The following is a 26,407-nucleotide window of genomic DNA, read 5'->3' as shown; positions in this document are numbered from 1 at the left end:
GGATCAACGACCGCGGACAGCTTGTTCCAGCTCGCTGAAGCTGGGGCGATGGGCCGGATACAGAACCTTGCGACCGAACTCCACGGCCAGCGAAGGCGGCACGCCGGACGCCGATGCTACGAGCGAAGCCTTGATCGATTCATAGACGTTCATTTCTTCCTTGGCATCGTGGGCCAGGGAAGTAGCCAACGGACCGAAGAAACCGTACGCCGCAAGAATACCGAAGAAGGTCCCCACCAGCGCCGCGCCGACGTGCATGCCGATCGCGGCTTTGTCGCCGGAACCCAGGGAGGCCATGGTCACCACGATACCCAGTACCGCAGCAACGATACCGAAACCCGGCATGGCGTCGGCGACACCGGTCACTGCGTGGGAAGGATGCTCGAGCTCTTCTTTCATGCTCAGCAGTTCCATGTCGAACAAGCCTTCCAGCTCGTGGGGTGCCATGTTGCCGGAAGACATGATGCGCAGGTAATCGCAAATGAAAGCGATCATGCGGGTGTCTTTGAGCACGCCAGGGTATTTGGCGAAAATCGGGCTGTTCTCGGGCTCTTCAATGTCGCCTTCGATGGCCATCATGCCTTCGCGGCGACTCTTGTTGAGGATCTCGTAGACCAGGCCCAGCACTTCGAGGTAGTAGCCGTGGGTGAACCGGGTGCTGAACATCTTCAAGGACTTCTTGATGACCAGCATGGTCATATAGCCCGGGTTGGCTTGCAGGAATGCGCCCAGCGCCGCACCGCCGATGATCATGACCTCGAAAGGCTGGATCAACGCAGCGATCTGACCGTGGGACAGTACGTATCCGCCGAGAACGCTCGCGAAAACGACGATGATGCCGATAATTTTTGCCATAGGTAGAGAATACTTACTGAGTCGGGTTCATGGTCATTGTGCGAGAAGCGCTTGAAACTCTTGTCCTGCTTATCGGCATGAATGCGCCAGACTATAGTCAGATCACAGGAAAATGCTGACCGATGCGTGGCGCAGGACGTTGCGTCCATGAGGGCCAGCATGATGCCAGTACCCGACATTGATCAAACCCTCCCAGCCGTACGGGTGTTGTGAATGCAATCAGATAAAGCTACTTCGCTCCCTGTTCCGCGCACCCTCGATACCTGGATAAAGCAGCTCGACAGCATCGCCTTGCCGGTGCCCGCGGTGGCGTATCAGCGCGTGCAGGCGGCATTGACCGACAGCCGCCGCTCGCTGCGCGATATCGCCGATCTCATGCAGGACAGCCCGGCGCTGGTGCTCAACGTTTTGCGCGAAGCCAACCTGAACAGCCCCGCCACGGCTCAGCCTGCGGAGAGTCTTGAAGTCGCCATCAACCGCCTGGGTCTGGCGCGTACCGAGGCGCTGCTGGCGCGGTTGCCGAGTGTCGATGCACGGGATATCCCCATGGCGCTGCGCCAGATACAACTGATCAGTCAGCACGCCATGCAACAGGCTTACGGTTTGTTCGCCAATCAACTGGCCCGGCTGTGGCAGGACATCCATCTGGGCAGCCTGCTGTTTCTCTCGCCCCTCTGGCCGTTGGCGCTGGCCCACCCCAAACTGCTGGAAGAGTGGGAGTTGCGGGTTATCCACAAGGGCGAATCTGCCAAGACCGTGGAGCAGGCACTGTTTGGCGTGCGGCTGGTGCGTTTGTGTCAGGGGCTGGCGCAGCACTGGCGCCTGCCGATCTGGGTGACCCAGGGCTACGAACTGCTGACCTCCCAGCAACGCAATCTGGTGAAAGTGTTGCGCATCGCCCATAGCAACAACGACCCACTCAAGCAGCAACAGCAACTCGACGCCGATCTGCCGCTGCGGCGCTGGCTTAACCAGCCCGCCAATACAATTCTGCTGGCCAACGGCCTCGCGCTGTCGGCGCACCAGGCCTGGGACACGCCGCATAACCTGCGCTGGCAACTGCTGACCAGCCTGTATCTGCAACAGTCACTGGATCATCTCCAGCAGCAGGTTCACCAGAATGCGGCGGCCAGCGCTCGCCAGCATTCCGGCCTGGATATCTGGCACCCGGCGCAGGCTTTGCTTTGGCCGTGGAGTGCACGACGAGTACATAAAGGCTTGCTGCCTGCCCCGCCCCCCTCGCCCGACGCCTTGCAGCTGTGGCGCAAGCACTGCGCCGATCTGTTGAAAGAGCCCGGCATTTTCATCAACGCGATACACCTGACCACCTGCGCCCGGGATGCATTGGTGGCGGCAGGCATGCAACGAGTGGTGTTGCTGATGACCGATCGCAAGACCGACAGCCTGCGCGTGCATCAGATCGCAGGCGTGGACAAGTCGGCCGCTGCATTGCTGGTGCCCTACAAAGACAGCACCGTGCTGCAACGCCTGCTCGCTCAACCCACGCAATTGCGCCTGACACCGGCCAACAACGCTCAGTTCTCGGCGCTGCTGCCGCCGCAGCTGCGCAATCTGTTCAGCGGGGAAAACCTGCTGATTCGCTCACTGGCCAGCAATGGCCGTGTGGTGATGATGGTGGTGGCTGATCAGGGCGGGGGGCCGTTTTCCGAAGTGTCCGTCCAGGCGTTCGGAAAAACCGGTCAGTGCATCGAGAAGGCGCTGACCACCTTTAGCCATCGCAATGGCTGACGGCTGAGCTACAATTCGCAACCTTTTCGCGATCCGGAGACGCTAGATGTCTGCCTTTTCAAGCTTGCCGCTGGTCATCGAGCCCGCAGACCTGCAAGCACGCCTCAGCGCGCCAGAGCTGATTCTGGTCGACCTGACCAGCCCGGCCCGCTACGAGGCCGGCCACATTCCCGGCGCGCGATTCGTCGATCCGAAACGCACGCAACTGGGCCTGCCACCTGCGCCGGGACTGCTGCCCTCGCACACCCATCTTGAAGCGCTGTTCGGCGAGCTGGGCCACAACCCCGAGGCGGTGTACGTGGTCTACGACGACGAAGGCGGCGGTTGGGCCGGCCGCTTCATCTGGCTGCTCGACGTCATCGGACACAAAAAGTATCACTATATCGACGGTGGCCTGCCCGCCTGGCAGGCCGAAGGTCTGCCGCTGTCGTCAGAGGTGCCACAGGCAGTCGGCGGTCCGGTCTCGCTCACCTTGCACGACGAGCCCACGGCCACCCGCGAATACCTGCAAAGCCGCCTCGGCGCCGATGACCTGGCGATCTGGGACGCTCGCGCGCCAACTGAATATTCCGGCGAGAAAGTCGTCGCCGCCAAGGGAGGTCATATTCCCGGCGCCGTGAACTTTGAATGGACTGCCGGCATGGACCAGGCACGCCACCTGCGCATCCGCAAGGACATGCCGCAGATCCTCAAAGACCTGGGCATTACCCCGGAGAAAGAAATCATTACCCACTGCCAGACCCATCATCGTTCGGGCTTCACCTATCTGGTGGCCAAGGCGCTGGGTTACCCGAGGGTCAAGGGCTACGCAGGCTCATGGGGCGAGTGGGGCAACCATCCGGACACCCCGGTCGAGAAATAATCGGCGCCCGATGTGGCATAGATCCGTATTCCCTTTTTCAAACGTTTTAGGAATCTTGATGAAACAGCGTCTGTTTATCCTTTTCCAGTATCTGCTTCCCCATCATCTGCTGTCGCAACTGGCGGGCTGCGTGGCCGAATGCCGCGTGCGCTGGTTCAAAAATGCCTTCACCCAATGGTTTGCGCGACGCTACCAGGTCGACATGTCCCAGGCTCAGGTCGAGGACATCACCGGGTACCCGCACTTCAACGACTTCTTCACCCGCGCCCTCAAACCGGGCGCGCGTCCACTGGACCCAACGCCGGGCGCGATCCTTTCTCCCGCCGATGGCGCGGTCAGCCAACTGGGCCCAATTGAACACGGCCGCATCTTCCAGGCCAAAGGCCATAGCTACAGCGTACTGGAACTGCTCGGCGGCGATGCGCGCCTGTCCGCGCCGTTCATGGGTGGCGAATTCGCCACCGTTTACCTGTCGCCGAAGGACTATCACCGTGTTCACATGCCGCTCGCCGGCACCCTGCGCGAGATGGTCTATGTGCCCGGCCGGCTGTTCTCGGTAAACCAGACCACGGCGGAAAACGTACCAGAGCTGTTCGCCCGTAACGAACGCGTCGTGTGCCTGTTCGACACCGAACGCGGACCGATGGCCGTCGTGCTGGTCGGTGCCATGATCGTTGCCTCGATCGAAACCGTCTGGGCCGGTCTGGTCACGCCGCCGAAACGCGAGCTCAAGACTTTCCGTTACGACGAAGCCGCGCGCGCACCCATTCATCTGGAAAAAGGCGCCGAGCTGGGTCGCTTTAAACTGGGTTCTACGGCCATCGTGCTGTTCGGGCCCAATCAGGTGAAGTGGTCCGAGCTGCTGGCGGCCGGTTCTGCCGTTCAGATGGGTCAGGGCATCGCGCTGCCATTGCAGGCCTGATTCTTGCCTTAACTCTTACCCGAGAGGCGTGATGCTGTTTTTCTGGCGCGAACTGCTTTAAGCCGTCGCGCCACATCACGCTTCATCAGGGATTGCCGGGGCTGGGCGCAGGACAATGTGCCCAGGCTGCGACCGTTGCAGGATGCTGCTAAAGTCCAGTTGTCAGCGCTGTAGGAAACTTCGCTTTCAGTGGACGTAAACGTGCTCTTTTCTCTCGGCGAGGGTGCTTGCCCCCGGAGTTGGACGCCGCCGTTCAGTCCTGTCGTTGTTGGAGTTTGCCCGTCACATGAGTAATTTAAGTCTCCCACTGTTGTTGCGCGCACCTGTGCCGACGCAGTCGAGCCTGTCGTTCTGTGACGCGACGCCCAAAGACTTGAAGCGCTGGATCGCTACGCTGCCCAAGGCCAATCTCGGTGAAATGGCCCGCCAGCTCTATCAAGGGCTCGGCGAGCTGAACCAGTTGCTCACCCCCAGCGACAACCGCATGCAGCTCCTTGAACTGCTTCGCCCGGAAGTTTTTTTCGTGTGCAAGCATCTGGAGCGTCACTTCCTGAACCAGTCCGTGGTTCTCGAAGAGCGTCCGCGCAAGGTCGCCAATCTGTGCCAGGCCCTGCAAAACCACCTCGCCATCGGCTACAAACAGATCATCGCGCGGGTGGCCGTCAAGCTCAGCAAAGACCGCATCGGCCTGCTGACCACCGCCCTTCAGCGCGCGCTCAGCTGCCTGAACGGCCCGCTGATCCGCGCCAATCAGCTTTACTGCCCGGTGCAGGACGGCCTGTGGCTTGAGCTGCACCAGATCTATCAGATCGCCCGCCAGCATCAGTTGCACAACGTGCCCGTCGCCGACAGCCTCGCCCACAACACCCAGGCGATGAGCGTTGAACAGACTTACGTCGTCGCGCTGCTGATGGGCTGCTCGCGCTGTAATCAGATGCGCCAGCACAACATCGGCAAGCTGGCAGAGGCGCTGGATGCGTGGAGCGCGATGGTCACGCTGCAGCAGCCGCTGGACAGCCACAGCCTGTACGCGGTGTCGCCGGGTACGGACACGGCACCGCGCTACGCCGCGCTGTACGACGACGATCAGCGGCCGAACCTGCTCGGCATCGACCCCCGTCCTCTATCGGCTGCACTGGAGCGTTACACCGAAACGCCTGTTGAAGAACGCTCGAAATCCGCGCTGAAAGTGCCACCGGGGTTGTCCATCGACGTCCTGCAGCACCTTGCCGCTGCTTGGGGTGATGTCTCAGAACGTGCGTTTCAACGCACCCCGGGGCAAGGCACCCTCACCGTCTGCGTGGGCATGAGCGCTCTGCATTATTACGTCGGCGGCCAGCAGTCTTTCAGCGACCTCCTGCAAATGTCGACCCTGTCCAAAGTCGCCGAATACACGCTGCAGCCCTTGAAGCCGGTCAAGCATGATCCGTGGGCGCAGACGGCGGACGCGCAACGCAATGGCACGTCCGACAGCATGTTGCCGTTCGAGGAAATCGAATACAAACGTGATGACGCTGAAGGCAATGCGGCGTCCGACGGGCAAAAGAGTTTTCCAACGTACACGCTGCACATCGTCAATCACAGTCCGGGCGGCTACTGCCTGGCATGGCCGAAGGAAGTCCCGGACCAGTTGCAGGCCGGTGAGATGATCGGCATTCAGGACCATGGGCACGGCTGGAGCATCGCGGTGGTCCGCTGGGTGCGGCAGGTCCGTGGCGGTGGCATGCAGATGGGTGTCGAACTCATAGCCCCTTTCGCTCAGGCATGTGGCATGCAACTGACCCGTGCCGAGCAGAGCAGTCAGTTTTTGCGCGCGTTGCTGTTGCCGGAAGTTCGCGCCATCGACGTGCCCGCGACGGTCATCGCTCCGCGCCTGCCGTTCGAGGACGGCTCCAAGGTGCTGATCAATACCAGTGGCGAGCAGCGACGCGCGAGCCTGAGCAATCGTCGGGCGACGACGGGCAGCTACAACCAGTTTGAGTATCAGATTCTTGAAGGACCGAAGAAGGTTGCGACGCCAGACGCCGGCGGCCCGGAGCAGGAATTCGATTCGCTGTGGACGGTGCTCTGAGCCATTGAGGCATCCGTTGCAGATGCCTCAACCTCCACGCTTGTTAAGCGCTGCGCCCTTCCCGGTCGCGGAACCCCAGCAAATACAGCACGCCGTCCAGGCCCAGCGTCGAGATAGCCTGCTTCGCTGACTGCTTGACCAGCGGCTTGGCGCGGAACGCCACACCCAGGCCGGCGATGGCGAGCATCGGCAGGTCATTGGCGCCATCGCCCACTGCGATGGTCTGCTCCAGACTCAACCCTTCTTTGCCGGCGAGTTCGCGCAGCAGATCGGCCTTGCGCTGGGCATCGACGATCGGCTCGATCGCGTTACCCGTGCACTTGCCGTCCACCACTTCCAGCTCATTGGCGAAGATGTAGTCGATGCCCAGTTTGGCCTGTAACTGGCGAGCGAAGTAGGTAAAACCACCTGACAGGATCGCAGTCTTGTAACCCAGCCGCTTGAGTTCGGCGAACAGCGTTTCTGCGCCTTCGGTCAAACGCAACGAGGCGCCGATCTCGTCCAGCACCTTCACATCCAGGCCTTTGAGCAGCGCCAGTCGCTCTTTGAAACTGGCGCGGAAGTCCAGCTCGCCACGCATGGCGCGCTCGGTGATCTCCGACACGCGCTCGCCGACGCCGTGGGCCTTGGCCAGTTCGTCGATGACCTCGGCCTCGATCAGGGTCGAATCCATGTCGAACACTGCCAGACGCCGGTTGCGGCGGAACAGTGAATCCTGCTGGAACGCGATATCAACGTTCAGCTCTTGGGCAACGTGAAGGAATTCGGCCTGCATCTGCTGGGGATCGACTGGCTCGCCGCGCACGGAAAACTCGATGCAACCCTTGCTCTTCTCGGTGGGCATGTCCAGCGGCATCCGCCCGGAAAGGCGGTCGATGCGGTCGATGTTCAAGCCATACTTGGCGGTGATCGCGCTGACCGTCTGCAGTTGCTCGGCGGTGACCTTGCGGGTCAGCAGCGTCACGATGTGCCGCGCCTTGCCCTGACCGTCGACCCAGTGCTGATAATCAGCTTCGGACACGTGGGTGAAACGGACCTGCTGACCCAGTTCGTCGACTGTCGCCTGCACGTTCTGGCGCACTGCTGCGCCTGCCTCGGTGTCGGGGATTTCGACCAGGAGGCCGAACGACAGCGCGTCGTGAATCACCGCCTGACCGATGTCGAGAATGTTCACGCCGCCTTGGGCCAGCACACCGGTGATGGCCGCAGTGAGACCCGGACGGTCTTCACCGGTGATGTTTATCAGGACGATTTCGCGCAAGGCGCACCCCCGCAGTGGAAAAAAACCGCATTCTACGCACTTTCAGTGACCGCCGGGCACAGCCAGCGCTTTGCCGCCACAGGGTCGCTCGCTATACTGCGCCCCAACTTCACCAAGAGAGCCGTGCTCAGTGAACCGGCCCACGCCAGTAAAAACCGATAATTTCTTCTTGCTGATCTTCCGGGCATTGCGTCACCGACGTGTACCGATTGCTTTGCGCATCGCCAGCCATAACGTGATCCTCGTCGCGCTGGCTCTGGTGATCTACGCCTGCGTCATGGGTTTGCAATTCAAGCAAGCCATGCACGAACAGGCCGACGCATTGGGGCAAGCCCTGACCACGCAGACCGCCACGTCCGCCACTGAACTGCTGGTGTCCAACGACATCCTCAGCCTCAACGTGCTGCTGGGCAATCTGGTGAAAAACCCGCTGGTGGCCCACGCGGCTATTTATAGCCCCGACAACCGCATTCTTGCCGAAGCCGGTCAGCGTCCGAAAAACGGCTTGCTGGGCGAGGCGGAAGGTCTCTACGAGATCAAGATCACCTTCCAGGACGTGGTCGCCGGCACGCTGCGCATCAGCCTGGACATGGCTCAGTTTCAACAGCCGCTGACCATCAGCCTCCAGAGCATGGCGATTCTGGCCGGGATCCTGCTGGCACTGGCGCTGGCCTTGAGCTTGCGCCTGGGGCGCCATATCTCCACGCCGATGCTGCAACTGCGCATGTGGCTGCGCTACATCGATCCGTACACGCCGGCCACTGATCGTCAGGACGAGATCGGCGATCTGGCGCGCCAGCTGAAGACTTCCTACGCGCCGCCAGAACCGGAACCGGCTCCCATTCCCGAGCCTGCACAGGTCGAGGAAGAAGACGACGCCTCCCCCGAGTTTGACAGCAGCGACCTGAACGACCCTGACTTCGACGACGCGCCAAAGCCACGCGCGACGGTGATCCCGGCTCGACGTATCGTCGCCGAGGAAGATGAAGACGACGAGGAGGATCCGTTCGCGGACCTTCGCGATCACTCTCCCGCCGCGCCAAAACCTGCGCCGCGTCCGATCCTTCCGGTCGTTCCATCGCAGCCGCAGTACAGCGCCGTGCTGGCCGTGCAGCTGGGTTCGCAGGAGCAACTTCGCCGCCTGCCGCGCACGCGTCTGACCGAGCTGCTCGAGCGCTACCGTGACTGCATCGATCAGGCCGCCTCGCTCTACGACAGCGAGCTGCACACCCTGAACGACGGCAGTTCGCTGATGGTGTTCAGCACCCAGGACAGCGGCGATGACTACCTGACCAACGCCATCTGCTGTGGCGAGTTGCTCCGTGCATTGAGCCATGCGTTGCAGATCGAAGTCGCCGACAGCGGCATCACCCTGCAATTGCAGCTGGGCCTGACACTGGGCGAAGGCTTGCACGGCATGAACCAGATCGATCTGCTGCTGACCGAAACCGCCCAAGATGCCCTGGCCCTGTCGCAACACAGCCGCAACCTGCTGCTGGTGGAGCGCAAGATCAGCGAAGACCCGACCATCCGCCAGCGCGCGCGCATTCGCCCGATTGCGAGCCCTGAAGGTGCCAGCTGCGTGGAGCGTCTGATGGAGCCGTATCCGTCAATGCTGGAGCGCCAACTGGCGCGCATGCACGAGGCGCGCAAGGTCTAAGCGTCAGCCACAAAAAAAGCCCGCATCGCTGCGGGCTTTTTTGTGGGCGCTGAGTCTAGAAGCGGAACACTTCCAGATCGGTGCGAATCGGTGATGCCATCGGGATCTTTGGCTTGTCCTGATCAGTCCGGGTTTTTGCCGGCGTTGCGGCCTTCTTCGGCACGTCTGCCACATACGGCTGGCTGGCGATAGGCTTGACCGCGACGCTCAGCTTGTCCGCCAGGCGTTGCAGCAGAATCCCTTGAGCCTTCACCTGCGCAGCTGAAGAGCCTGCATGTGGCTCTTCCAAGTGAACCAGCTTGCTGTCGCGCACATTGCCGCGACGGTCGAGCAAGCGCCACTGGGCATCCAGTACCGCCGGCTGCTTCTCGCCTGAATCCAGGCGGGTGATGGACAACACCACCTGGACATCCGGCGTGAAGTTGGCAGCGGCCGGCGCCATCACCACGCGTTGGCTGTCGAGCTTCCAGGCGAGCTGGCGCAGCAGCAGTTGATCGATATCGGCAGAAAGACTGCCCGCCCAGCGACCGTCGGTGGACGCCTTGAGGCTGCCGTCCGGTTGCCGCTGTAATAATGTTTCACGTTGCAGATAGTCAGCAATCGCCACAGGGCCCAGTAAAACGGCGACCCCGCCGGTATGTTTCGGTTGCCCAGGATCGCCGCTGTCCAACTGATAGAGCGACGTGGGCTGATGAACGCTGCAACCGGCCAAACCCAGAACGCCGGTCAACAACAGCACACAGGGAACACGTAGAAAATTCATCATCCCTTCCAAGTGAACGCCGTGTAACGCGTCCACGCTGTTAAATACTTTGAAAACATGAAGGCATTCCGCCATGGCGGCGCCAGAGGACGTCATATCATCCGTGAATATGCGCGTTGACTCCAGCGATTCTGCGTCGCTCTCGTGACGAAACGAAGAGCGACCGCCGAACCAACCGCTTTAGCCCGCGGTTTCCACCAACAGCGCATCGACGCGCTGGAAACCACGGGGCAGTTTGTTGCCCCGTCGTCCACGTTCGCCCTTGTAGTGCTCCAGATCGTCAGGCTTGAGCGACAGATTGCGCTTGCCCGCCTGCAGCACCAGCGTGGCGCCGTCGGGAACTACGGCCAGATCAGTCACGTACTCTTCCCGGCTGGCAACGCGCTCGCCCGGAATGCCAATGATCTTGTTGCCTTTGCCCTTGCCCAGCTGCGGCAGATCGCTGATTTTGAACACCAGCAAGCGGCCTTCGGTGGTCACGGCGGCGAGCCAGTTCTGCTCGCGATCGGGCACTGGACGCGGCAGGATCACCTTCGCCCCGGCCGGCAAACTCAGCAACGCCTTGCCGGCCTTGTTCTTGGCCTGCAGGTCTTCGCCCTTGACCACGAAACCGTAGCCGGCGTCGGACGCCACCACATACAGCGAATCGTCTTCCGGCATCAGCACACATTCGAAAGTCGCACCGGGCGGCGGCGTCAAACGACCGGTCAGCGGTTCGCCTTGGCCACGGGCCGATGGCAAGGTGTGCGACGGCACCGAATAACTGCGACCGGTGGAGTCGATAAACACCGCAAACTGGTTGGAACGACCCGGGGCCAGGGCCTTGAAGCCATCCCCGGCCTTGTAAGAGAGCCCGGTGGCGTCGATTTCATGACCTTTGGCGGAGCGAACCCAGCCTTTTTCCGACAGCACGACCGTCACTTTCTCGTTCGGCAGCAGATCGTGTTCGGTCAGGGCTTTGGCTTCGGTACGCTCGACGATAGGCGAGCGACGGTCGTCGCCATAGGTTTCGGCATCCTTGATCAGCTCGGTGCGTACCAGTTTCTTCAGCTTGGCCTCGCTGCCCAACAGGGCTTGCAGCTTGGCTTGTTCCTTGAGCAATTCATCCTGCTCGGCGCGCAACTTCATTTCTTCCAGTCGCGCCAACTGACGCAAACGGGTGTCGAGAATGTAATCAGCCTGGATTTCGCTCAGGGCGAAACGCGCGATCAGCGCGGCTTTCGGGTGCTCCTCTGTGCGGATGATGTGAATCACTTCATCCAGGTTGAGGTAAGCGATCAACAAACCATCCAACAGGTGCAAGCGACGCTCAACCTTGTCGAGGCGGAATTGCAGGCGGCGACGCACGGTCTGTACCCGGAACTCCAACCATTCGACCAGCAGGGCGCGCAGGTTTTTCAGCTGCGGCTTGCCGTCCAGGCCAATGATGTTGATGTTGACCCTGTAGCTCGACTCCAGGTCGGTGCTGGCGAACAGGTGCTGCATCAGCGCATCGTGGTCGAAATGCTTGCGGGCGCCCGGGATGATCACGATCCGGCACGGGTTTTCGTGGTCGGACTCGTCACGCAGGTCAGCGATCTGCGGGGCCTTTGACGGCTTGGCCTGCATCATCGCCGCGATCTGCTCCAGCACCTTGGCACCGGACACCTGATGCGGCAGCGCGGTGACAATGATGTCGCCGTCTTCGATGTGGTACACGGCGCGCATACGCACCGAGCCCTTGCCGGTTTCGTACATTTTCAGCAGGTCGGCGCGGGGCGTGATGATTTCCGCTTCGGTCGGGTAGTCCGGGCCCTGGATGTGCTCACAGAGCTGTTCGACCGTTGCCTTGGGCTCATCGAGCAAACGCACACAGGCTGTCGCGACTTCACGCAGGTTGTGCGGCGGTACGTCGGTGGCCATGCCCACGGCGATGCCGGTGGTGCCATTGAGCAGAATGTTCGGCAGGCGCGCGGGCAAAACAGCGGGTTCGTCCAGCGTGCCGTCAAAGTTCGGCACCCAGTCCGCGGTGCCCTGCCCCAGTTCGGAAAGCAGCACTTCGGAGTAACGCGACAGACGCGCTTCGGTGTAGCGCATGGCCGCGAATGACTTGGGATCGTCCGGCGCACCCCAGTTGCCCTGGCCGTCGACCAGCGTGTAGCGATAGCTGAAGGGCTGCGCCATCAGCACCATGGCTTCGTAGCAGGCCGAGTCGCCGTGGGGGTGGAACTTGCCGAGCACGTCACCGACGGTGCGTGCCGACTTCTTGTGCTTGGCGTCAGCATCCAGGCCCAGCTCGCTCATCGCGTAGACGATGCGTCGCTGCACGGGCTTCAGGCCATCACCGATATGCGGCAACGCCCGGTCCATGATCACGTACATGGAATAGTTGAGATAGGCCTGTTCGGTGAAGTCAGCCAGCGATCGGCGTTCTACGCCATCCAGGCTGAGGTCAAGGGAGTCGCTCATGCGGGCCTCATCATTTTGTCGTCTGGCGCAGCAACAATGTGCCGCCGCGCTGTGTGAATTCGAGTTGTTTCACGGCGCTCATGCCCAGCAGCACCTGTTCACCGTCCAGACCGGGCACCACCAGGGCGCGCACGTTGTTCAGGACGATGTCGCCAATCTGCAACCGTTGCAGGGTGGTCCGGAATGCATCGGTGCGTCCGTTGGCCGTGCTCACCTGAACGCGCTCGCCGCGCTCAAGGCGCAGCGTCTGCGCGACGCTCTCCGGCACGGCGACATTGGTCGCGCCGGTGTCGAGCATGAACTGCACGGGGCGGGTATTGATTTGCCCGGTCATGACGAAATGCCCGTCACGATTGCTCGCCAGTGTCACCTCGACATAGCCGTCCCCATGTTCGGAGGCGACGATGGTATTCGGATTTTCCTGCCGCTGCTCCCACTCGCCAAAAAACCGCGTTGCCAGAAACAGCGCCGCCGCCCAGGCGATGATCATCATCAGCCGCCCGGCGCGTTTGCCGGGAAGTGCCTGGGTCAAGGCTTGCCGCTCCAGCCACCCTCGGGCGCGGCAAAGCGCCAGACGACGGGACGTTTTTCGCCATCGGCGCGAGCACCGAAGTTGTTGTCCGTACCGACCCACGCGCCTTTCTCGTCAACGATCAGCGCTTCGGTCAGGCCGTATTTCTGGTCGTACAGCCGGTTGGGCTGCAGCGCCTCTTTGGCGAACGACCAGCAGGTTTCCAGCTGACCTGTCGCCACCGTCCGGCGGCAGATGCGGTAAGCCGCGCGCTCCAGGGTGTACAGCTTGCCCTTGTACAGCGAGATGTCGGAATAGTCCTTGGAGACCGCCTTCCCACCCAGCTCGGGCGGCAAAATGTCATTGCCCGAGTCGACTCTCAGGATGCAACTGGCATCACAGGCCCAGCCGTCCTTGCCAAGCCTGGCGGTCAGCAGGCCACGCTTGTCACGTTCGGCGGCGAGCCATAGTTGATCGCCTGCCGGGTTGACCGCGATGCCTTCGAAGATGGCGTTGAAATGCTGCAGCATCCCGGCCGACTGCGCTTCCTCGACGACCTTTTTGGGCAGATCCAGCCAGACCGGCGCGCCTTCGACTGGCACCTTCAGCACGGCGGCATAGGCTTCGCTGACGAGGTAACGGTTGCCCGCCGCGTCGCAACTCACACCTTCAAAGTCCAGATCACCGCCACGAATCAGCGCCGAGGCTTTGGCCATGCTGCGCAGGGTAGCGGACAAGCCGCTGTCCGGGATCGGCGGGATTTCCAGTGTCTGTGCCTTGGCTTTCCAGACCGTTGCCGAGGTGTCGAGGCTATAAAGCAGGGTGTCGTCGCGGTCCGAAACGGTCCACAGCACGCCGTTGCAGGACGCAAGGCCGGACAGGTTGCCGCCGATCATGTCATCCACCGGATGCTCCGACAGCAGCTTGAGCTCGGGCAATGGCGCAGCGAAAACAGGCGTGACGACCAACAACAGCGCTGCAAACCAGCCCCGCATCAGACCAGCACCTCGGCCAGATTGCCTTTGGATTCGAGCCAGCTCTTGCGGTCGCCCGCGCGTTTCTTGGCCAGCAGCATGTCCATCATTTCCGACGTGGCTGTGAAGTCATCCAGGGTCAACTGCACCAGTCGACGGGTGTTCGGGTCCATGGTGGTTTCGCGCAACTGCGGCGGGTTCATCTCACCCAGGCCTTTGAATCGGGTGACCTGCGGCTTGCCGCGCTTCTTCTCGGCCACGAGTCGGTCGAGAATGCCGTCGCGTTCGGCTTCGTCCAGTGCGTAATAAATGTCTTTGCCCAGGTCGATGCGGTACAGCGGCGGCATGGCAACGTAGACATGACCGGCATCCACCAGCGGGCGGAAATGCTGAACGAACAAGGCACACAGCAGCGTCGCGATGTGCAAGCCGTCGGAGTCGGCGTCGGCCAGGATGCAGATTTTGCCGTACCGCAGCTGGCTGATGTCTGCGGCCCCCGGGTCGACCCCGATCGCCACGGCGATGTTGTGCACTTCCTGGCTGGCAAGCACTTCGCCGCCGTCGACTTCCCAAGTGTTCAGGATTTTCCCGCGCAACGGCAAGATGGCCTGAAATTCCTTGTCCCGCGCCTGTTTGGCGGAGCCGCCAGCGGAGTCACCCTCGACCAGGAACAGCTCGGAGCGCATCGGATCCTGACCCGCGCAATCCGCCAGCTTGCCCGGCAGTGCCGGGCCTGACGTGATGCGTTTGCGCTCGACCTTCTTGCTCGCCTTGAGACGACGACCGGCGTTGCTGATTGCCAGTTCAGCCAGTTGCATGCCCATTTCAGGGTGTGCGTTGAGCCACAGGCTGAAGGCATCCTTCACCACACCGGAGACGAACGCTGCCGCCTCGCGGGACGACAGCCGCTCTTTGGTCTGGCCGGAGAATTGTGGCTCCTGCATCTTCATCGACAGCACGAAAGCGATGCGTTCCCAGACGTCTTCGGGCGCCAGCTTCACGCCGCGCGGTAGCAGATTACGGAACTCACAGAAGTCACGCATCGCGTCCAGCAGGCCCTGACGCAGCCCATTGACGTGGGTGCCGCCCTGGGCGGTGGGGATCAGGTTGACGTAGCTTTCCTGAACGCTGTCGCCGCCCTCGGGCAACCACAGGAGCGCCCAGTCGACGGCCTCTTTGTTGCCCGCGAACACGCCGCAGAACGGCTCGTCCGGCAGACGCAGGAAATCGACAACCGAATCCTGCAGGTACGAGCGCAGGCCGTCCTCGTAATGCCACTCGACCTTCTCGCCGGTGCCTTTGTCTTCGAAACTGACCAGCAGGCCTGGGCACAGAACGGCCTTGGCCTTGAGCACGTGCTTGAGGCGGCTGACCGAGAATTTCGGGGTGTCGAAGTATTTGGGGTCCGGCGCGAAGTACACGCTGGTGCCGGTGTTGCGCTTGCCGACGGTGCCAACCACGGCCAGTTCGCTGGCCTTGTAGCCGTCAGCGAAGGACATTTCATATTCGTTGCCATCGCGCTTGACCCGCACCCGAACCTGGGTAGAAAGCGCGTTGACCACGGAAATCCCGACGCCGTGCAGACCGCCTGAGAACTGGTAGTTCTTGTTGGAGAACTTGCCGCCGGCGTGGAGCTTGGTGAGGATCAGCTCAACGCCCGACACGCCCTCTTCCGGGTGGATGTCCACGGGCATGCCGCGACCATCGTCGGAGACTTCCAGCGAGTTGTCGGCATGCAGAATGACCTGCACGGATCGGGCGTGGCCTGCCAGCGCCTCGTCGACGCTGTTGTCGATGACTTCCTGCGCCAAGTGGTTGGGGCGTGAGGTGTCGGTGTACATGCCCGGCCGTTTGCGGACCGGGTCGAGGCCCGAGAGGACTTCGATGGCGTCTGCGTTATAAGAGCTAGCGCTGGGATTGGCCATGGGGTCTCGTCATCAAGTCGTTCATGAAATTTCGGAGTAGCACTGGTTTTACAAGACTGTTCTACATATTTGTTGCAGCAATGGCTCGGGTCAGAGCCCGCTCAGATCAACGCCCTGGAGCAAGGCGGGGGCGAACCCGGCAAAGCTCAACAGCGCTGGTATTTTTGCAGCGAAGCCCTGAAAGCCGTGATCGCCGCCTGCTTCGATGCGCAATGCACAGGCCCGATAGAAGCTATGGGCGCGGCGGTAATCCAGCGTTTCGTCGCCCGTTTGCAGCCACACCTGAATACGCTGCGGATCCTGTGGAGCAGGCACTTCCAGCTCGGCCAGCGCCGTCACGTGGTCATGCGTCAGCTCCCAGCTCTCGCCGGTATAAAGGTTTTGTTGGGTGCCGAGAAAACCATCGAAGAGCTGATGCGGATTGACCGCCGGGTTGATCAGCACAGCCTTGAGGCCGTAGCGCTCAGCCAGGTGAGTCGCATAGTAGCCGCCGAGCGAGCTGCCGACCAGCAGCGGCCGGCCGAGCTCCTCGATCGCGGCCTCCAGCTGAACCAGCGCCTGCCGCGGATGATGATGCAGCTCGGGCACGCGCACGTATTCGCTCAAACCCAAACGCGCCATCAGCGTCGTCAGCTGTGTGGCTTTCTGCGACTTGGCCGAGCTGTTCAAGCCGTGAATATAAAGAAGCGTCGATTGATCCTGGTCCACGCAGTTGCCTCCCAAACGGCAATCGATACATCCCGGATGGGCTGGCCTGTCGGCGCTCATCAGGGCAAAGCCACGCAGTTTACAGGGTCAACTGCGTAAAGACTCGCCTGTTGATGAATCGCTGCACATCAAGGAAATGTCTTTCAATAGCCCGCGCCGTTGATGTCGACGTCGAACAGATCGGGGGCGATGCGTGAAACACCGGTTTCGAGCCGGCCGTCATCGTGAAGACGCAGCCAGCGATAGCCGGGCGCAAGGTCGTCGAGCCCGAAATCCACGCTGTTCGGCGCGAACTGGATGCAGGTTGAAGGCGAAGCCATTAGCCGCACGCCGTCGCGAAGCTGATCGAACTCCTGATGCACATGACCCCAGAGCACCGCACGCACCTGAGGAAACCGATCCAGCACCGAAAAAAGCGCCTCGGGATTGCGCAAACCGATGGGCTCCATCCATGCCGCCCCGATGGGTACCGGATGATGATGCAGGCACACCAGATGATGCCGCTCCGGCGCTTCGCTCAAGGCCTGAGCGAGCAATTGAAGCTGACCGTCTTGCAGATAGCCGGGGACAGACCCTGAAACAGCAGAATCAAGCAAAGTGATCCGCCAGTGACCGACATCGACGACAGGTTCGAGAAAGTCGCTGTTCTGCGCAGCAATCGCCATCTCCCTCAGCTCGTCGTGATTCCCCGGAATCCAGCGCGCGGGCGCATTCAGGCGATCACTCGCGTCGCGAAACGCTTGATACGACTCGACCGTGCCGTCCTGAGACAAGTCACCGGTAGCCAGCACCAGATCGATCGCCGGCTGCTCGCTCAGCACAAGCTCGACCACCGCATCCAGACTGGCCCGCGTGGGCATGCCCAGCAGCGCGCCGTCCGCTTCGGCGAACAGATGACTGTCGGTCAGTTGAACGACCAACACGGATGAGGAATGAGAGGATGCGCTCGACAATGGCCATCTCCTTGAGCGGATGTGGCCGGATTATGGTGTGAGATCGGTGCGGCGGCAAACCTGGAAATGAGGTGTGGATGCCACTTACAGCATTCGGTCGGCATGCGTCAGCGCCTGCGTTGCAGTTTGAGCAATTTGCCAAGACCAAAGCCCCCTGCAAACAGCCCAATGCCCGCGCTCAGGAATAACCATGGGAGCGCCTGTTCATAGGTGATTTCAAGGAATGCGATCATGAGCGACAAAGGGAGGCAGAAGCCAAGAATTGCACCGGCACAACTCCCTGCCAACCGAACACTCCAAACGATCAACTTCGACACTTTCAGCGCCACCTAACCGGACAGTTGCTCAGAATTGACTCATCGGCTCCACCTGCCAAAAACAGTTCTTCAACAAAACTGACACAGTTGTTTGGGATACCAAACCAGTACCACGGATCGACACTCAGCTCATTCAATTTCCGTTGAGCTCCATCTGGATTGGGTAGAAAGACTCGGCGTCTGAACAATTCGGTTTTGCCCGATTCATCCAGGTAGCGCCTATAACCCTGCTCGGGCATGAAGTAGGGTCTAGACGCCAACCCTGCAATATGGAAATAGTAAAAGCCGACCTTGATCAAGGCGTGGCCGCAGACATTTGGCCCATCCCCGCTCACCACAACCAGGGACGTGTTATCCCAGTTGAAGGGGATCTCCCCACACACCTCGAGATGGACTCCTATGTAGCTCATGTTTTCTTCCTGAAAGTTAAGTCGGCAGAACCTAACCTCAGGAAAACATTGTGAAAAGCGCAAAGCCTTGCAAAAGATAATTTTCAGAAAGGCCCTTCAGACATTGCCTACAGAACATAAGCGGCGAAGGGGGTCAGATCAGCGCACCGCCTCAAACTCATGCCCGCAGGCCAGGCAATGGCTCAGCCATTCACCCAGAAACACGTTGAGCTGGGCCTTTTCGTCGGGCTGGTGCATGTCGGCGTTGGGATAGGGATAGATGCCCTGAAAGCGGCGTGCATGTTCGGCGCCGATGACTTCGGCCATGCGGGCGTCGTGGTAGACCTGCACTTCGAGCACGGGCACCGGCAGCCACGGCAGGCTGTGTTCCTGGCGCACTTGCAGCGTGGTGGTGTACGGGCAATCGAGGATGACCTCGACCGCCAGCACGCCCAGCATCTGGTCGCCCTGGGTCACGGCGACCCGGCGAGAGCGTTGTTGATTGCGCATATCGGGCAGCAAACGCATCAAGCGCGCGTAGTTCGCCTCGCAGGCAGCTTGCAGCCCGGCGAGGTCGACACGGTAGCGCTCGCGCAGAAGATTCACGACCATAGCCCCCTTACTTCGGCGCGATTGAGCGCCAGCCATTGCATTGCAATAATAGTTGCGGCGTTAACGATGCGCCCGTCTTTGACGGCTTGCATCGCGTCGTCGAATGACCAGACCGAAACCCGGATGTCCTCGGCTTCTTCTACCAGCCCGTGCAGCCCACCTGCCCCCTCGCTGTCGCATTTGCCCAGGTACAAGTGCACGAACTCGTTGCTGCCGCCCGGCGATGGAAAGTATTTGGTGATCGGCCAAAGGGCGTTGAACGTTAGCCCAGCTTCCTCTTGTCCCTCGCGGTGAGCAACCTCCTCGGGCTCCTCTTTTTTATCGATCAGGCCGGCGACCATTTCGATAAGCCAGGGGTTTTCATGCTTGCCGATGACGCCGACGCGGAACTGCTCGATGAGCACGACTTCATCGCGTTTGGCGTCGTAGGGCAGCACGCAGACCGCATCGTGGCGAACGAACAGTTCGCGCTTGATTTCCGGGCCCATGCCGCCCGCGAACAATTCGTGGCGCAACTGAAGACGGTCGAGCTGGTAAAACCCTTTGAAGCAGGTCTCACGGTGTTTAATTTCGTAATTCGTCGGCGTCGATCTGTTGCTATCCGTCATAGATTTCTCACTGCTTGAGCACTGTGTCCGGGCCCATCCTAACGCGCTGTGGTGCGGGATGCAGCCCTTTGAGTTCGCAAAACCGGTCACCGGGGTAGACGACCGCCGGGGAAAGCACTCTAATCCGCCCGATGGCGAACTGATTGCGCCACCTACAGTCGAAGGACGTTGCCGTTACCTCCCACGTGACGCCCCCTTATGCCGATGCCAAGGATCAACATGTCTTTTCTGAAGATCATTTCACTGGCCTGCGTGGCCCTGATTTTGGGCGCCTGCCAAAGCCTGTTCCAACCCAATCCGCGCAGTCCGCTGACCGTTCAGCGTGACGCCTCCGAGCTGATCAAGCCCGGCTGCACCACCGATGATTGCCCGCTGGTAAACATCGACACCGTGCATTTCCCCGATGAGCCGAAACTTGACGAGATCGTCCAGCGCACCCTGCTGCAACTGACCCGCAGCGACAGCGATGGTCCGGTGCCGCCAACGCTGAAGGCGTATCAGGAGCAATACCTGAGCCGCGCGCCAGCGCGCAACAGCAGCTACCTGCAGGCCAAAGTACGTGAGCAGCATGACGGAATCGTGGTCGTCGAGCTGTCCAGCTACGTTGATTCAGGCACTGGTCAGGGTAATCCGGGCCGCGCGTTCATCAACTATTCGCGCCAGCAACAGCGCGTGCTGACCCTGGCGGACATGCTGATCCCGGGTCAGGAAGCTGCATTCTGGGACAAGGCCCGCTTGGCGCATCAGGCCTGGCTGATCAGCAGCAAGCTGGACAAGGACAACGAGTTCCAGAACATGTGGCCTTTCAAGCAAACTTCCAACATTGCTCTGACGTACGGTGCGGTGATTCTCAAGTACCCGGTGACAACCATCGCCCCCTACGCCATGGGCCACATCGAGCTGAAGATTCCGTACCCGCAGCTGAACGGCATCATCAAGCCTGAGCTGTTTCCCGGTCGGAGCTGATCGCTTTATTGAGTATCAGCTGCAACACGCCAGCGACAATAAGCGCTGGCAGCGTTGCACCGATGTCTGGATACAGATTCGCCAGCAGATGGTAGGTGCAGATCCCGCCGATCCACGCCAGTAATGCCGTCCAGCTCAGGCCCTTCGTTACGGTGCCCTGACGGCGGCGACGCAGGATGAAGTGATCCACCAGCACCACGCCGAACAGCGGCGCGAACACGGAAGCGATCATCAGCAGGAAGTTCTGGTACTGCGCCAGCGGCGCAAAGCAGGCGATCAGTGTGCAGACGACGCCAATGGCCAGCGCCAGGTGCTCGACTTTGGCCTTCAGCAGAAGGCCGCTCGACACGGCTGCACTGTGAATGTCGGCGAACGCGTTTTCCGATTCGTCCAGCAGGATCAGCAGCAACGGAATGCCCATCCCCGCGCCAGCCAGTGCCAGCAACAGCGCATTGGCTTCACCACTTGGCGCGAAGGCCAGGGTGTACGCCACGCCAAGGGACATCAGCCAGAAATTGCCGATGAAGAAGCCCAGCGCTGTGCCGCCGAACACGCCGGCGGCGCGCTTGCCGAACCGGGAATAGTCCGCAATCAGCGGCAGCCACGACAGCGGCATGGCGATAGCAATATCGAAACCCACGGCAAACGGCATCGAACCGTCTCCCGCCCGCGCCCACAGGGCCGTCAGGTCAGCCTTGCTGAACAGATTGAACGTCAGCCAGGCGCACGCGGCCAAGAGCAGCCAGATGCCCCATTTGCGCAGGATTTGCCGAACGAAGGCCAAAGGGCCACTCACCGCCAGCAAGGTCGCGAGGGCACCGAAGACGATTGTCCAGAGCATCGGGCTGGCCCAGAGGCTGCCTTCGGAAAAGGCGCCCGCGCCCAACAGGCTGGCGGCGTCGCGCATGACGATGATTTCGAACGAGCCCCAGCCCACCAGTTGCAGCAGATTGAGAATCGCCGGAACGCCTGCGCCTTTGCTGCCGAGGCTGAGCTTGAGCGCCGCCATCGATGACAGGCCGGTGTCACTGCCAATCACGCCAACCGCGGCGAGCAGCAAAACGCCCACCAGTGTGCCGAGCAGGATCGCCAGCATCGAGCCGGACATGCCCAATCCCGGCGCAAGCAACGCGCCGGTCTGCAGGACCATGAGGCCGATGCCGATGGAAAACCATAGAGAGAACAGATCGCGCCCGCCAAAAACCCGCTTGGCAGCGGGCACGGGGGCGTCGGGTGAATAGGTGCCGGGTGTGTTCACGTTTTTTATCTCGAAGAGACTAATCGCTGATCGTTAGTTGATCGTTCCCACGCTCTGCGTGGGCACGCATACCTGGATGCTCTGCGTCCTAAGTGACGCAGAGCGTCAGGGGCGGCATTACCACGCAGAGCGTGGGAACGATCGCGGCCTGCTTCTCCTTGCAGCTTGTGACTTGCCGCTTGCCGCTAAACCTTCTTATAAAGCTGACTGCCTTCCTGCCTGAACCGCTCGGCCTGCTCGCGCATGCCTTCGTCCACCGACACGTCCACCGCGCTGATCTTCTGGTTGGCGGCGTACTCGCGCACTTCCTGGGTGATCTTCATCGAGCAGAATTTCGGCCCGCACATGGAGCAGAAATGCGCGACCTTGGCTGAGTCTTTCGGCAGCGTCTCGTCGTGGTAAGCACGCGCGGTGTCCGGGTCCAGCCCGAGGTTGAACTGGTCTTCCCAGCGGAATTCAAACCGCGCCTTGCTCAGCGCGTTGTCACGAATCTGCGCACCGGGATGTCCTTTCGCGAGGTCCGCTGCGTGGGCGGCGATCTTGTAGGTAATGATCCCGGTCTTGACGTCGTCCTTGTTCGGCAAGCCCAAGTGTTCCTTGGGCGTGACGTAGCAGAGCATCGCGCAGCCGAACCAGCCGATCATGGCCGCGCCGATGCCCGACGTGATGTGGTCGTAACCCGGTGCGATGTCAGTGGTCAGCGGGCCGAGGGTGTAGAACGGCGCCTCGTCGCAGCACTCCAGCTGCTTGTCCATGTTCTCTTTGATCAACTGCATCGGCACGTGGCCCGGGCCTTCGATCATGCATTGCACATCGTGTTTCCAGGCGATCTTGGTCAGCTCGCCAAGGGTCTCCAGCTCGCCGAACTGCGCTTCGTCGTTGGCGTCGGCAATCGACCCCGGACGCAGGCCGTCGCCCAGGGAGAAGCTGACGTCATAGGCCTTCATGATTTCGCAGATGTCGTCAAAGTGGGTGTAGAGGAAGTTTTCCTTGTGATGGGCCAGGCACCATTTGGCCATGATCGAACCGCCACGGCTGACGATCCCGGTCACGCGCTTGGCGGTCAGCGGCACGTAACGCAGCAGTACACCGGCGTGAATGGTGAAATAGTCGACGCCCTGCTCCGCCTGTTCGATCAGCGTGTCGCGGAACAGCTCCCACGTCAGGTCTTCGGCCGCGCCACCGACCTTTTCCAGCGCCTGATAGATCGGCACGGTGCCGATGGGCACCGGCGAATTGCGGATGATCCACTCGCGGGTTTCGTGGATGTGCTTGCCGGTGGACAGGTCCATGACCGTGTCCGAACCCCAGCGAATGCCCCACGTCAGTTTCGCCACTTCTTCTTCGATGGACGAACCCAGCGCGCTGTTGCCGATGTTGCCGTTGATCTTCACCAGAAAGTTGCGCCCGATGATCATCGGCTCGAGCTCAACGTGGTTGATGTTGGCGGGGATGATCGCGCGACCGCGGGCGATTTCCTCGCGCACGAACTCGGGGGTGATCTCTTTCGGAATGCTCGCACCGAAGCTGTGGCCGGGGTGCTGCTGGGTGAGCAGGCCGGCGGCGCGGGCTTCCTGCAGCTTCATGTTCTCGCGGATGGCGACGTATTCCATCTCGGCGGTGATGATGCCCTGACGCGCGTAGTGCATCTGGCTGACGTTGGCGCCCGCCTTTGCCCGACGCGGATTGCGCACATGGGCGAAACGCAGCCGGGTCAGTTCGGCATCGGCCAGGCGTTGCTGGCCGAAGTTCGAGGTCAGCCCCGGCAGGCGTTCGGTGTCGGCACGGGACTCGATCCACGGCGAGCGCACGTCGGCCAGTCCTTTGCGCACGTCGATGATGACGTTGGGGTCGGTATAAGGGCCGGAGGTGTCGTACACGCAGACCGGTGCGTTGAACTCGCCGCCGCTGTCTGTTCCAGAGCTCTTTGTTTCAGAGAAGGCCGTCGGCGTGACGTCCAGGCTGATCTCGCGCATGGGCACGCGGATGTCCGGACGCGAGCCCTGAACGTAGATTTTCTGCGAGCGGGTAAACGGTTGAACCGACCCCGAATCGACTTGGGCGGATTCACTCAGATTGGCGTTTTTTAGTGTTGTACTCATCACGGGCTCTCCAGGACATCATCCAGCAGCGGAATGAATTGTCGGAGTTTGAGCCTGATGAACACGGACGGATGCACCCTGAGACGGCATGGATGCTGAGAATCGAAAGGCGCGGACTGTTCAGAAAATGAACAAAGACGACCCCGGACGACACTCAAGAGGACTCGCCGGGAGACGAGAAATCTTGTTCCCTACGCAGGCGCTAACCTGATCAGGTTCAACGGGATCCGGATTATCCGATCTCAGCCTCATATCAAGGCACCCCGACAAGAACGGCGTCAGTCTAGTCGCGGCGCAGGGCAAACGCCAAGCGCGGAATTCAAACGCGCGTTAAATGGCTGATTTGCCCGATTGTTGTCCCTACCCGCTGGAACTACACTCGCTACGCGTCGCCAAAGCCATCTGGATCAGACGCAACGTCACCGTCTTCATACCGCTTGAATTACTAGGGAATGTCTATGCTGCGCAAACTTTCACTGGCCATTGCCGTGTCGTGTGCTTCGAATGCGATGGCCGGGGCAGCAGACATGCCGCTGCCGACCAGGACCGGTTTGGTCAGTGTGTATCAGGAAGCGGTCAACAATAACGCCGATCTCGCGGCAGCCCGCGCCAGCTATGACGCGCAAAAGGAAATCGTGCCTCAGGCACGCGCCGGTCTGTTGCCGAACATCTCCGGTGGCGCCGACATCAATGACACCCGCACCTCGATTGACCAACCCTCCGCCGTCATCAGCCGCAGCGGCACGGTCTATCGCGCGACCTTGAGTCAGCCGATCTTCCGCGCGGACCGCTGGTTCCAGCTCAAGGCCGCGAAGGACGTCAACGAGCAGGCGATCCTGCAGCTCTCGGCCACCGAGCAGAACCTGATTCTGCAAAGCGCCGAAGACTATTTTGCGGTGCTCCGCGCACAGGACAATCTGGCCTCGACCAAGGCAGAGGAAGCGGCGTTCAAGCGCCAGCTCGATCAGGCCAATGAACGCTTCGACGTCGGCCTGTCGGACAAGACCGACGTGCTGCAGGCCCAAGCCAGTTACGACACCGCCCGCGCTGCGCGGATCGTTGCCAAGCGCCAGGTGGACGATGCCTTTCAGGCGCTGATCACCCTGACCAACCGCGACTACAACTCCATTGAAGGCATCGTGCACACCCTGCCAGTGCTCGCACCGACGCCCAACGATGCGAAAGCCTGGGTCGACACGGCAACCCAGCAAAACCTGAATTTGCTGGCCAGCAACTACGCCGTCAGCGCCGCTGAAGAGACTTTGCGTCAGCGCAAGGCGGGCCACGCACCCACGGTCGATGCGGTAGCGCAGTACGAGAAAGGCGACAACGACCCGCTGGGTTTCACCAACCCCAATTACACCGGCCAGAGTTTCCACGGCAGCGTCGAGCAACGCACCATCGGCCTGCAGGTGAACATACCGATTTACAGCGGCGGCCTGACCAGTTCCCAGGTCCGCGAGGCTTACGCTCGTCTCGGTCAGAGCGAGCAGCAGCGTGAAGGCCTGCGTCGGCAAGTGGTGGAAAACACCCGCAACCTGCACCGCGCGGTGAACACCGATGTCGAGCAGGTGCAGGCGCGCAAGCAGTCGATCATCTCCAACCAGAGCGCGCTGGAAGCCACGGAAATCGGTTATCAAGTGGGGACGCGCAACATCGTCGACGTGCTCGATGCACAGCGTCAGCTGTATGCGTCGGTGCGCGACTACAATAACACGCGTTACGACTACATCCTCGACAACCTGCGCCTGAAGCAGGCTGCCGGCACGCTGAGCCCGGGGGATCTGCAGGATCTGTCACGCTTCCTGAAAGCCGACTACAACCCCGACAAAGACTTCCTGCCGCCTGATCTGGCGAAAGAAGCGGCGAAGAACTTCGAGCGGCCGACGGAGCGGTGACAGGCCGATTGAAAGGTTCCGGCGACCCGAGTAGCATCCGCGCGATACAGTGAATACATGTATTGCGGAGAAGTCGCATGCCTACCTCAATTCGCCTCACCCCCGAGACTGAAGCACGTCTCGACGTTCTCGCGGCTAGCACCGGCCGGACCAAAGCCTTTTATTTGCGTGAAATTATCGAGCAAGGTTTACCTGAGCTTGAAGAGTATTACCTGGCAGCGGACGTACTCGAACGCGTCCGAAAGGGCAAGGAAGCCACTTATTCATCCAGCGATGTAAGAAAAGAGCTTGGCCTGGACGATTAAGTACACCGAGACGGCAAAGAAACAGCTCAAGAAGCTCGACAAGCAAACCGCCCGGCGCGTGCTTGACTTCATGGACGAACGGGTGGCTGTCAGAGACGACCCTTGCAGCGTGGGGAAAGCGCTAACAGGTCCCAAGGGCGGGCTGTGGCGCTATCGAATTGGGGATCTACGAGTAATCTGCGATATCCAAAACGGCGAGCTAACCATTTTGGTCATCGAACTGGGCAATCGTCGGGAGGTTTACCGGTAGCACCTTCATGTCCCGCTCAACCACTCTGCTACCGCTTCGC

23 protein-coding genes, 2 pseudogenes and 1 riboswitch are annotated in these 26,407 nt (G+C 61.0%); of the genes and pseudogenes, 10 read left to right on the top strand and 15 right to left on the bottom strand.

Annotated features, from left to right (window positions below; genetic code table 11):
- Positions 1 to 3 precede the first annotated feature (3 nt).
- Positions 4 to 855, bottom strand: coding sequence for a flagellar motor stator protein MotA (gene motA / locus QMX88_RS07080; protein WP_037015764.1), 852 nt, complete (start codon positions 853 to 855; stop codon positions 4 to 6).
- A 213-nt stretch (positions 856 to 1,068) separates the two neighbouring features.
- Between motA and QMX88_RS07075 the strand changes: the two genes are divergently transcribed.
- The 4 genes from QMX88_RS07075 (at position 1,069) to QMX88_RS07060 (ending at position 6,459) form a co-directional block, all read left to right on the top strand.
- Positions 1,069 to 2,604: an HDOD domain-containing protein gene (locus QMX88_RS07075; RefSeq protein WP_282367703.1), complete on the top strand. Its 1,536-nt coding sequence runs from the start codon at positions 1,069 to 1,071 to the stop codon at positions 2,602 to 2,604.
- Between the two features lie 46 nt (positions 2,605 to 2,650).
- Positions 2,651 to 3,466, top strand: a complete 816-nt coding sequence (gene rhdA / locus QMX88_RS07070) for a thiosulfate sulfurtransferase (protein ID WP_282367701.1) — start codon at positions 2,651 to 2,653, stop codon at positions 3,464 to 3,466.
- A gap of 52 nt (positions 3,467 to 3,518) precedes the next feature.
- The gene (gene asd / locus QMX88_RS07065; RefSeq protein ID WP_192171473.1) at positions 3,519 to 4,388 is read left to right on the top strand and encodes an archaetidylserine decarboxylase; all 870 of its coding nucleotides are present in this window, start codon (positions 3,519 to 3,521) and stop codon (positions 4,386 to 4,388) included.
- Positions 4,389 to 4,674: 286 nt separating this feature from the next.
- A complete protein-coding gene (locus tag QMX88_RS07060; protein ID WP_282367699.1) occupies positions 4,675 to 6,459 on the top strand; it encodes a molecular chaperone in 1,785 nt (594 codons plus the stop codon).
- A 43-nt stretch (positions 6,460 to 6,502) separates the two neighbouring features.
- Here QMX88_RS07060 and serB read toward each other — a convergent pair whose 3' ends face one another.
- On the bottom strand, positions 6,503 to 7,720 hold the full coding sequence (gene serB, locus QMX88_RS07055; protein ID WP_282367697.1) for a phosphoserine phosphatase SerB: 1,218 nt from the start codon (positions 7,718 to 7,720) through the stop codon (positions 6,503 to 6,505).
- 130 nt (positions 7,721 to 7,850) lie between these two features.
- Between serB and QMX88_RS29590 the strand changes: the two are divergent.
- Positions 7,851 to 8,601, top strand: a pseudogene (locus tag QMX88_RS29590) (AhpA/YtjB family protein); the annotation flags it as partial.
- A gap of 74 nt (positions 8,602 to 8,675) precedes the next feature.
- A pseudogene (locus tag QMX88_RS29585) lies at positions 8,676 to 9,380 on the top strand (histidine kinase); the annotation flags it as partial.
- Between the two features lie 55 nt (positions 9,381 to 9,435).
- Here the strand turns inward: QMX88_RS29585 and QMX88_RS07045 are convergent.
- The 11 genes from QMX88_RS07045 to QMX88_RS06995 all read right to left on the bottom strand — a co-directional run bounded on the left by QMX88_RS07045 (position 9,436) and on the right by QMX88_RS06995 (position 19,588).
- Positions 9,436 to 10,143, bottom strand: a complete 708-nt coding sequence (locus QMX88_RS07045; RefSeq protein ID WP_282367692.1) for a PqiC family protein — start codon at positions 10,141 to 10,143, stop codon at positions 9,436 to 9,438.
- A gap of 180 nt (positions 10,144 to 10,323) precedes the next feature.
- Positions 10,324 to 12,591: a DNA topoisomerase IV subunit A gene (gene parC, locus QMX88_RS07040; RefSeq protein ID WP_192171107.1), complete on the bottom strand. Its 2,268-nt coding sequence runs from the start codon at positions 12,589 to 12,591 to the stop codon at positions 10,324 to 10,326.
- A 10-nt stretch (positions 12,592 to 12,601) separates the two neighbouring features.
- Entirely contained in the window at positions 12,602 to 13,084 is a 483-nt protein-coding gene (locus QMX88_RS07035; RefSeq protein ID WP_192171474.1) for a retropepsin-like aspartic protease family protein, read from the bottom strand.
- A gap of 35 nt (positions 13,085 to 13,119) precedes the next feature.
- Positions 13,120 to 14,097, bottom strand: coding sequence for an esterase-like activity of phytase family protein (locus tag QMX88_RS07030; RefSeq protein ID WP_282367689.1), 978 nt, complete (start codon positions 14,095 to 14,097; stop codon positions 13,120 to 13,122).
- A complete protein-coding gene (parE, locus tag QMX88_RS07025; RefSeq protein ID WP_282367687.1) occupies positions 14,097 to 16,001 on the bottom strand; it encodes a DNA topoisomerase IV subunit B in 1,905 nt (634 codons plus the stop codon). The genes QMX88_RS07030 and parE overlap by 1 nt, the downstream gene beginning before the upstream one ends.
- A 90-nt stretch (positions 16,002 to 16,091) precedes the next feature.
- Complete coding sequence (locus QMX88_RS07020; RefSeq protein WP_282367685.1) at positions 16,092 to 16,709, bottom strand: YqiA/YcfP family alpha/beta fold hydrolase; 618 nt, start codon at positions 16,707 to 16,709, stop codon at positions 16,092 to 16,094.
- A gap of 143 nt (positions 16,710 to 16,852) precedes the next feature.
- Positions 16,853 to 17,662 (bottom strand): 3',5'-cyclic-AMP phosphodiesterase, encoded by an 810-nt coding sequence (gene cpdA / locus QMX88_RS07015; RefSeq protein ID WP_282367683.1) that lies wholly within the window; start codon positions 17,660 to 17,662, stop codon positions 16,853 to 16,855.
- Positions 17,663 to 17,769: 107 nt separating this feature from the next.
- The gene (locus tag QMX88_RS07010; RefSeq protein WP_282367681.1) at positions 17,770 to 17,979 is read right to left on the bottom strand and encodes a hypothetical protein; all 210 of its coding nucleotides are present in this window, start codon (positions 17,977 to 17,979) and stop codon (positions 17,770 to 17,772) included.
- A gap of 2 nt (positions 17,980 to 17,981) precedes the next feature.
- Positions 17,982 to 18,389, bottom strand: a complete 408-nt coding sequence (locus QMX88_RS07005; RefSeq protein ID WP_282367680.1) for a hypothetical protein — start codon at positions 18,387 to 18,389, stop codon at positions 17,982 to 17,984.
- Between the two features lie 138 nt (positions 18,390 to 18,527).
- Positions 18,528 to 18,980 carry a DUF1249 domain-containing protein gene (locus tag QMX88_RS07000; RefSeq protein ID WP_065987826.1) on the bottom strand — a complete coding sequence of 151 codons (453 nt, stop codon included), beginning with the start codon at positions 18,978 to 18,980 and terminating at the stop codon, positions 18,528 to 18,530.
- A complete protein-coding gene (locus QMX88_RS06995; protein WP_192171113.1) occupies positions 18,971 to 19,588 on the bottom strand; it encodes an NUDIX domain-containing protein in 618 nt (205 codons plus the stop codon). Before QMX88_RS06995 ends, QMX88_RS07000 begins: the two co-directional genes overlap by 10 nt.
- Positions 19,589 to 19,807: 219 nt before the next feature.
- On the opposite strand from QMX88_RS06995, the gene QMX88_RS06990 reads away from it, so the two are divergent.
- Entirely contained in the window at positions 19,808 to 20,554 is a 747-nt protein-coding gene (locus QMX88_RS06990) for an RsiV family protein (protein ID WP_282367673.1), read from the top strand.
- Here the strand turns inward: QMX88_RS06990 and cytX are convergent.
- Entirely contained in the window at positions 20,523 to 21,812 is a 1,290-nt protein-coding gene (gene cytX / locus QMX88_RS06985) for a putative hydroxymethylpyrimidine transporter CytX (protein WP_282367671.1), read from the bottom strand. The genes QMX88_RS06990 and cytX overlap by 32 nt on opposite strands.
- A 185-nt stretch (positions 21,813 to 21,997) precedes the next feature.
- Positions 21,998 to 23,914, bottom strand: coding sequence for a phosphomethylpyrimidine synthase ThiC (gene thiC, locus QMX88_RS06980; RefSeq protein ID WP_282367668.1), 1,917 nt, complete (start codon positions 23,912 to 23,914; stop codon positions 21,998 to 22,000).
- Positions 23,915 to 24,085: 171 nt separating this feature from the next.
- A riboswitch (TPP riboswitch) is annotated at positions 24,086 to 24,190 on the bottom strand.
- 182 nt (positions 24,191 to 24,372) lie between these two features.
- On the opposite strand from thiC, the gene QMX88_RS06975 reads away from it, so the two are divergent.
- The 3 genes from QMX88_RS06975 to QMX88_RS06965 all read left to right on the top strand — a co-directional run bounded on the left by QMX88_RS06975 (position 24,373) and on the right by QMX88_RS06965 (position 26,367).
- The gene (locus QMX88_RS06975) at positions 24,373 to 25,812 is read left to right on the top strand and encodes a TolC family outer membrane protein (protein WP_192171120.1); all 1,440 of its coding nucleotides are present in this window, start codon (positions 24,373 to 24,375) and stop codon (positions 25,810 to 25,812) included.
- A gap of 77 nt (positions 25,813 to 25,889) precedes the next feature.
- Positions 25,890 to 26,117, top strand: a complete 228-nt coding sequence (relB, locus tag QMX88_RS06970) for a type II toxin-antitoxin system RelB family antitoxin (protein WP_074892231.1) — start codon at positions 25,890 to 25,892, stop codon at positions 26,115 to 26,117.
- Complete coding sequence (locus QMX88_RS06965) at positions 26,101 to 26,367, top strand: type II toxin-antitoxin system RelE family toxin (protein ID WP_237251850.1); 267 nt, start codon at positions 26,101 to 26,103, stop codon at positions 26,365 to 26,367. Before relB ends, QMX88_RS06965 begins: the two co-directional genes overlap by 17 nt.
- Positions 26,368 to 26,407: the final 40 nt, after the last annotated feature.

Origin of the sequence: Pseudomonas sp. PS02290 (assembly GCF_029960075.1) — a bacterium.
Classification (GTDB): Bacteria; Pseudomonadota; Gammaproteobacteria; order Pseudomonadales; family Pseudomonadaceae; genus Aquipseudomonas.
The sequence above is the reverse complement of the archived record's forward strand: the minus strand, read 5'-3'. Positions and strand labels throughout refer to the sequence as shown.

Coding starts and splice junctions, on each gene's coding strand:
- QMX88_RS07060 (WP_282367699.1), top strand. CDS start 4,675: ATGAGTAATTTAAGTCTCCCACTGTTGTTGCGCGCACCTGTGCCGACG.
- QMX88_RS07005 (WP_282367680.1), bottom strand. CDS start 18,389: ATGAGCTACATAGGAGTCCATCTCGAGGTGTGTGGGGAGATCCCCTTC.
- thiC (WP_282367668.1), bottom strand. CDS start 23,914: ATGAGTACAACACTAAAAAACGCCAATCTGAGTGAATCCGCCCAAGTC.
- QMX88_RS06995 (WP_192171113.1), bottom strand. CDS start 19,588: ATGACGGATAGCAACAGATCGACGCCGACGAATTACGAAATTAAACAC.
- QMX88_RS06975 (WP_192171120.1), top strand. CDS start 24,373: ATGCTGCGCAAACTTTCACTGGCCATTGCCGTGTCGTGTGCTTCGAAT.
- relB (WP_074892231.1), top strand. CDS start 25,890: ATGCCTACCTCAATTCGCCTCACCCCCGAGACTGAAGCACGTCTCGAC.
- QMX88_RS06990 (WP_282367673.1), top strand. CDS start 19,808: ATGTCTTTTCTGAAGATCATTTCACTGGCCTGCGTGGCCCTGATTTTG.
- QMX88_RS07000 (WP_065987826.1), bottom strand. CDS start 18,980: ATGGTCGTGAATCTTCTGCGCGAGCGCTACCGTGTCGACCTCGCCGGG.
- rhdA (WP_282367701.1), top strand. CDS start 2,651: ATGTCTGCCTTTTCAAGCTTGCCGCTGGTCATCGAGCCCGCAGACCTG.
- QMX88_RS07035 (WP_192171474.1), bottom strand. CDS start 13,084: ATGATGATCATCGCCTGGGCGGCGGCGCTGTTTCTGGCAACGCGGTTT.
- parC (WP_192171107.1), bottom strand. CDS start 12,591: ATGAGCGACTCCCTTGACCTCAGCCTGGATGGCGTAGAACGCCGATCG.
- motA (WP_037015764.1), bottom strand. CDS start 855: ATGGCAAAAATTATCGGCATCATCGTCGTTTTCGCGAGCGTTCTCGGC.
- QMX88_RS07030 (WP_282367689.1), bottom strand. CDS start 14,097: ATGCGGGGCTGGTTTGCAGCGCTGTTGTTGGTCGTCACGCCTGTTTTC.
- parE (WP_282367687.1), bottom strand. CDS start 16,001: ATGGCCAATCCCAGCGCTAGCTCTTATAACGCAGACGCCATCGAAGTC.
- QMX88_RS07045 (WP_282367692.1), bottom strand. CDS start 10,143: ATGAATTTTCTACGTGTTCCCTGTGTGCTGTTGTTGACCGGCGTTCTG.
- QMX88_RS07075 (WP_282367703.1), top strand. CDS start 1,069: ATGCAATCAGATAAAGCTACTTCGCTCCCTGTTCCGCGCACCCTCGAT.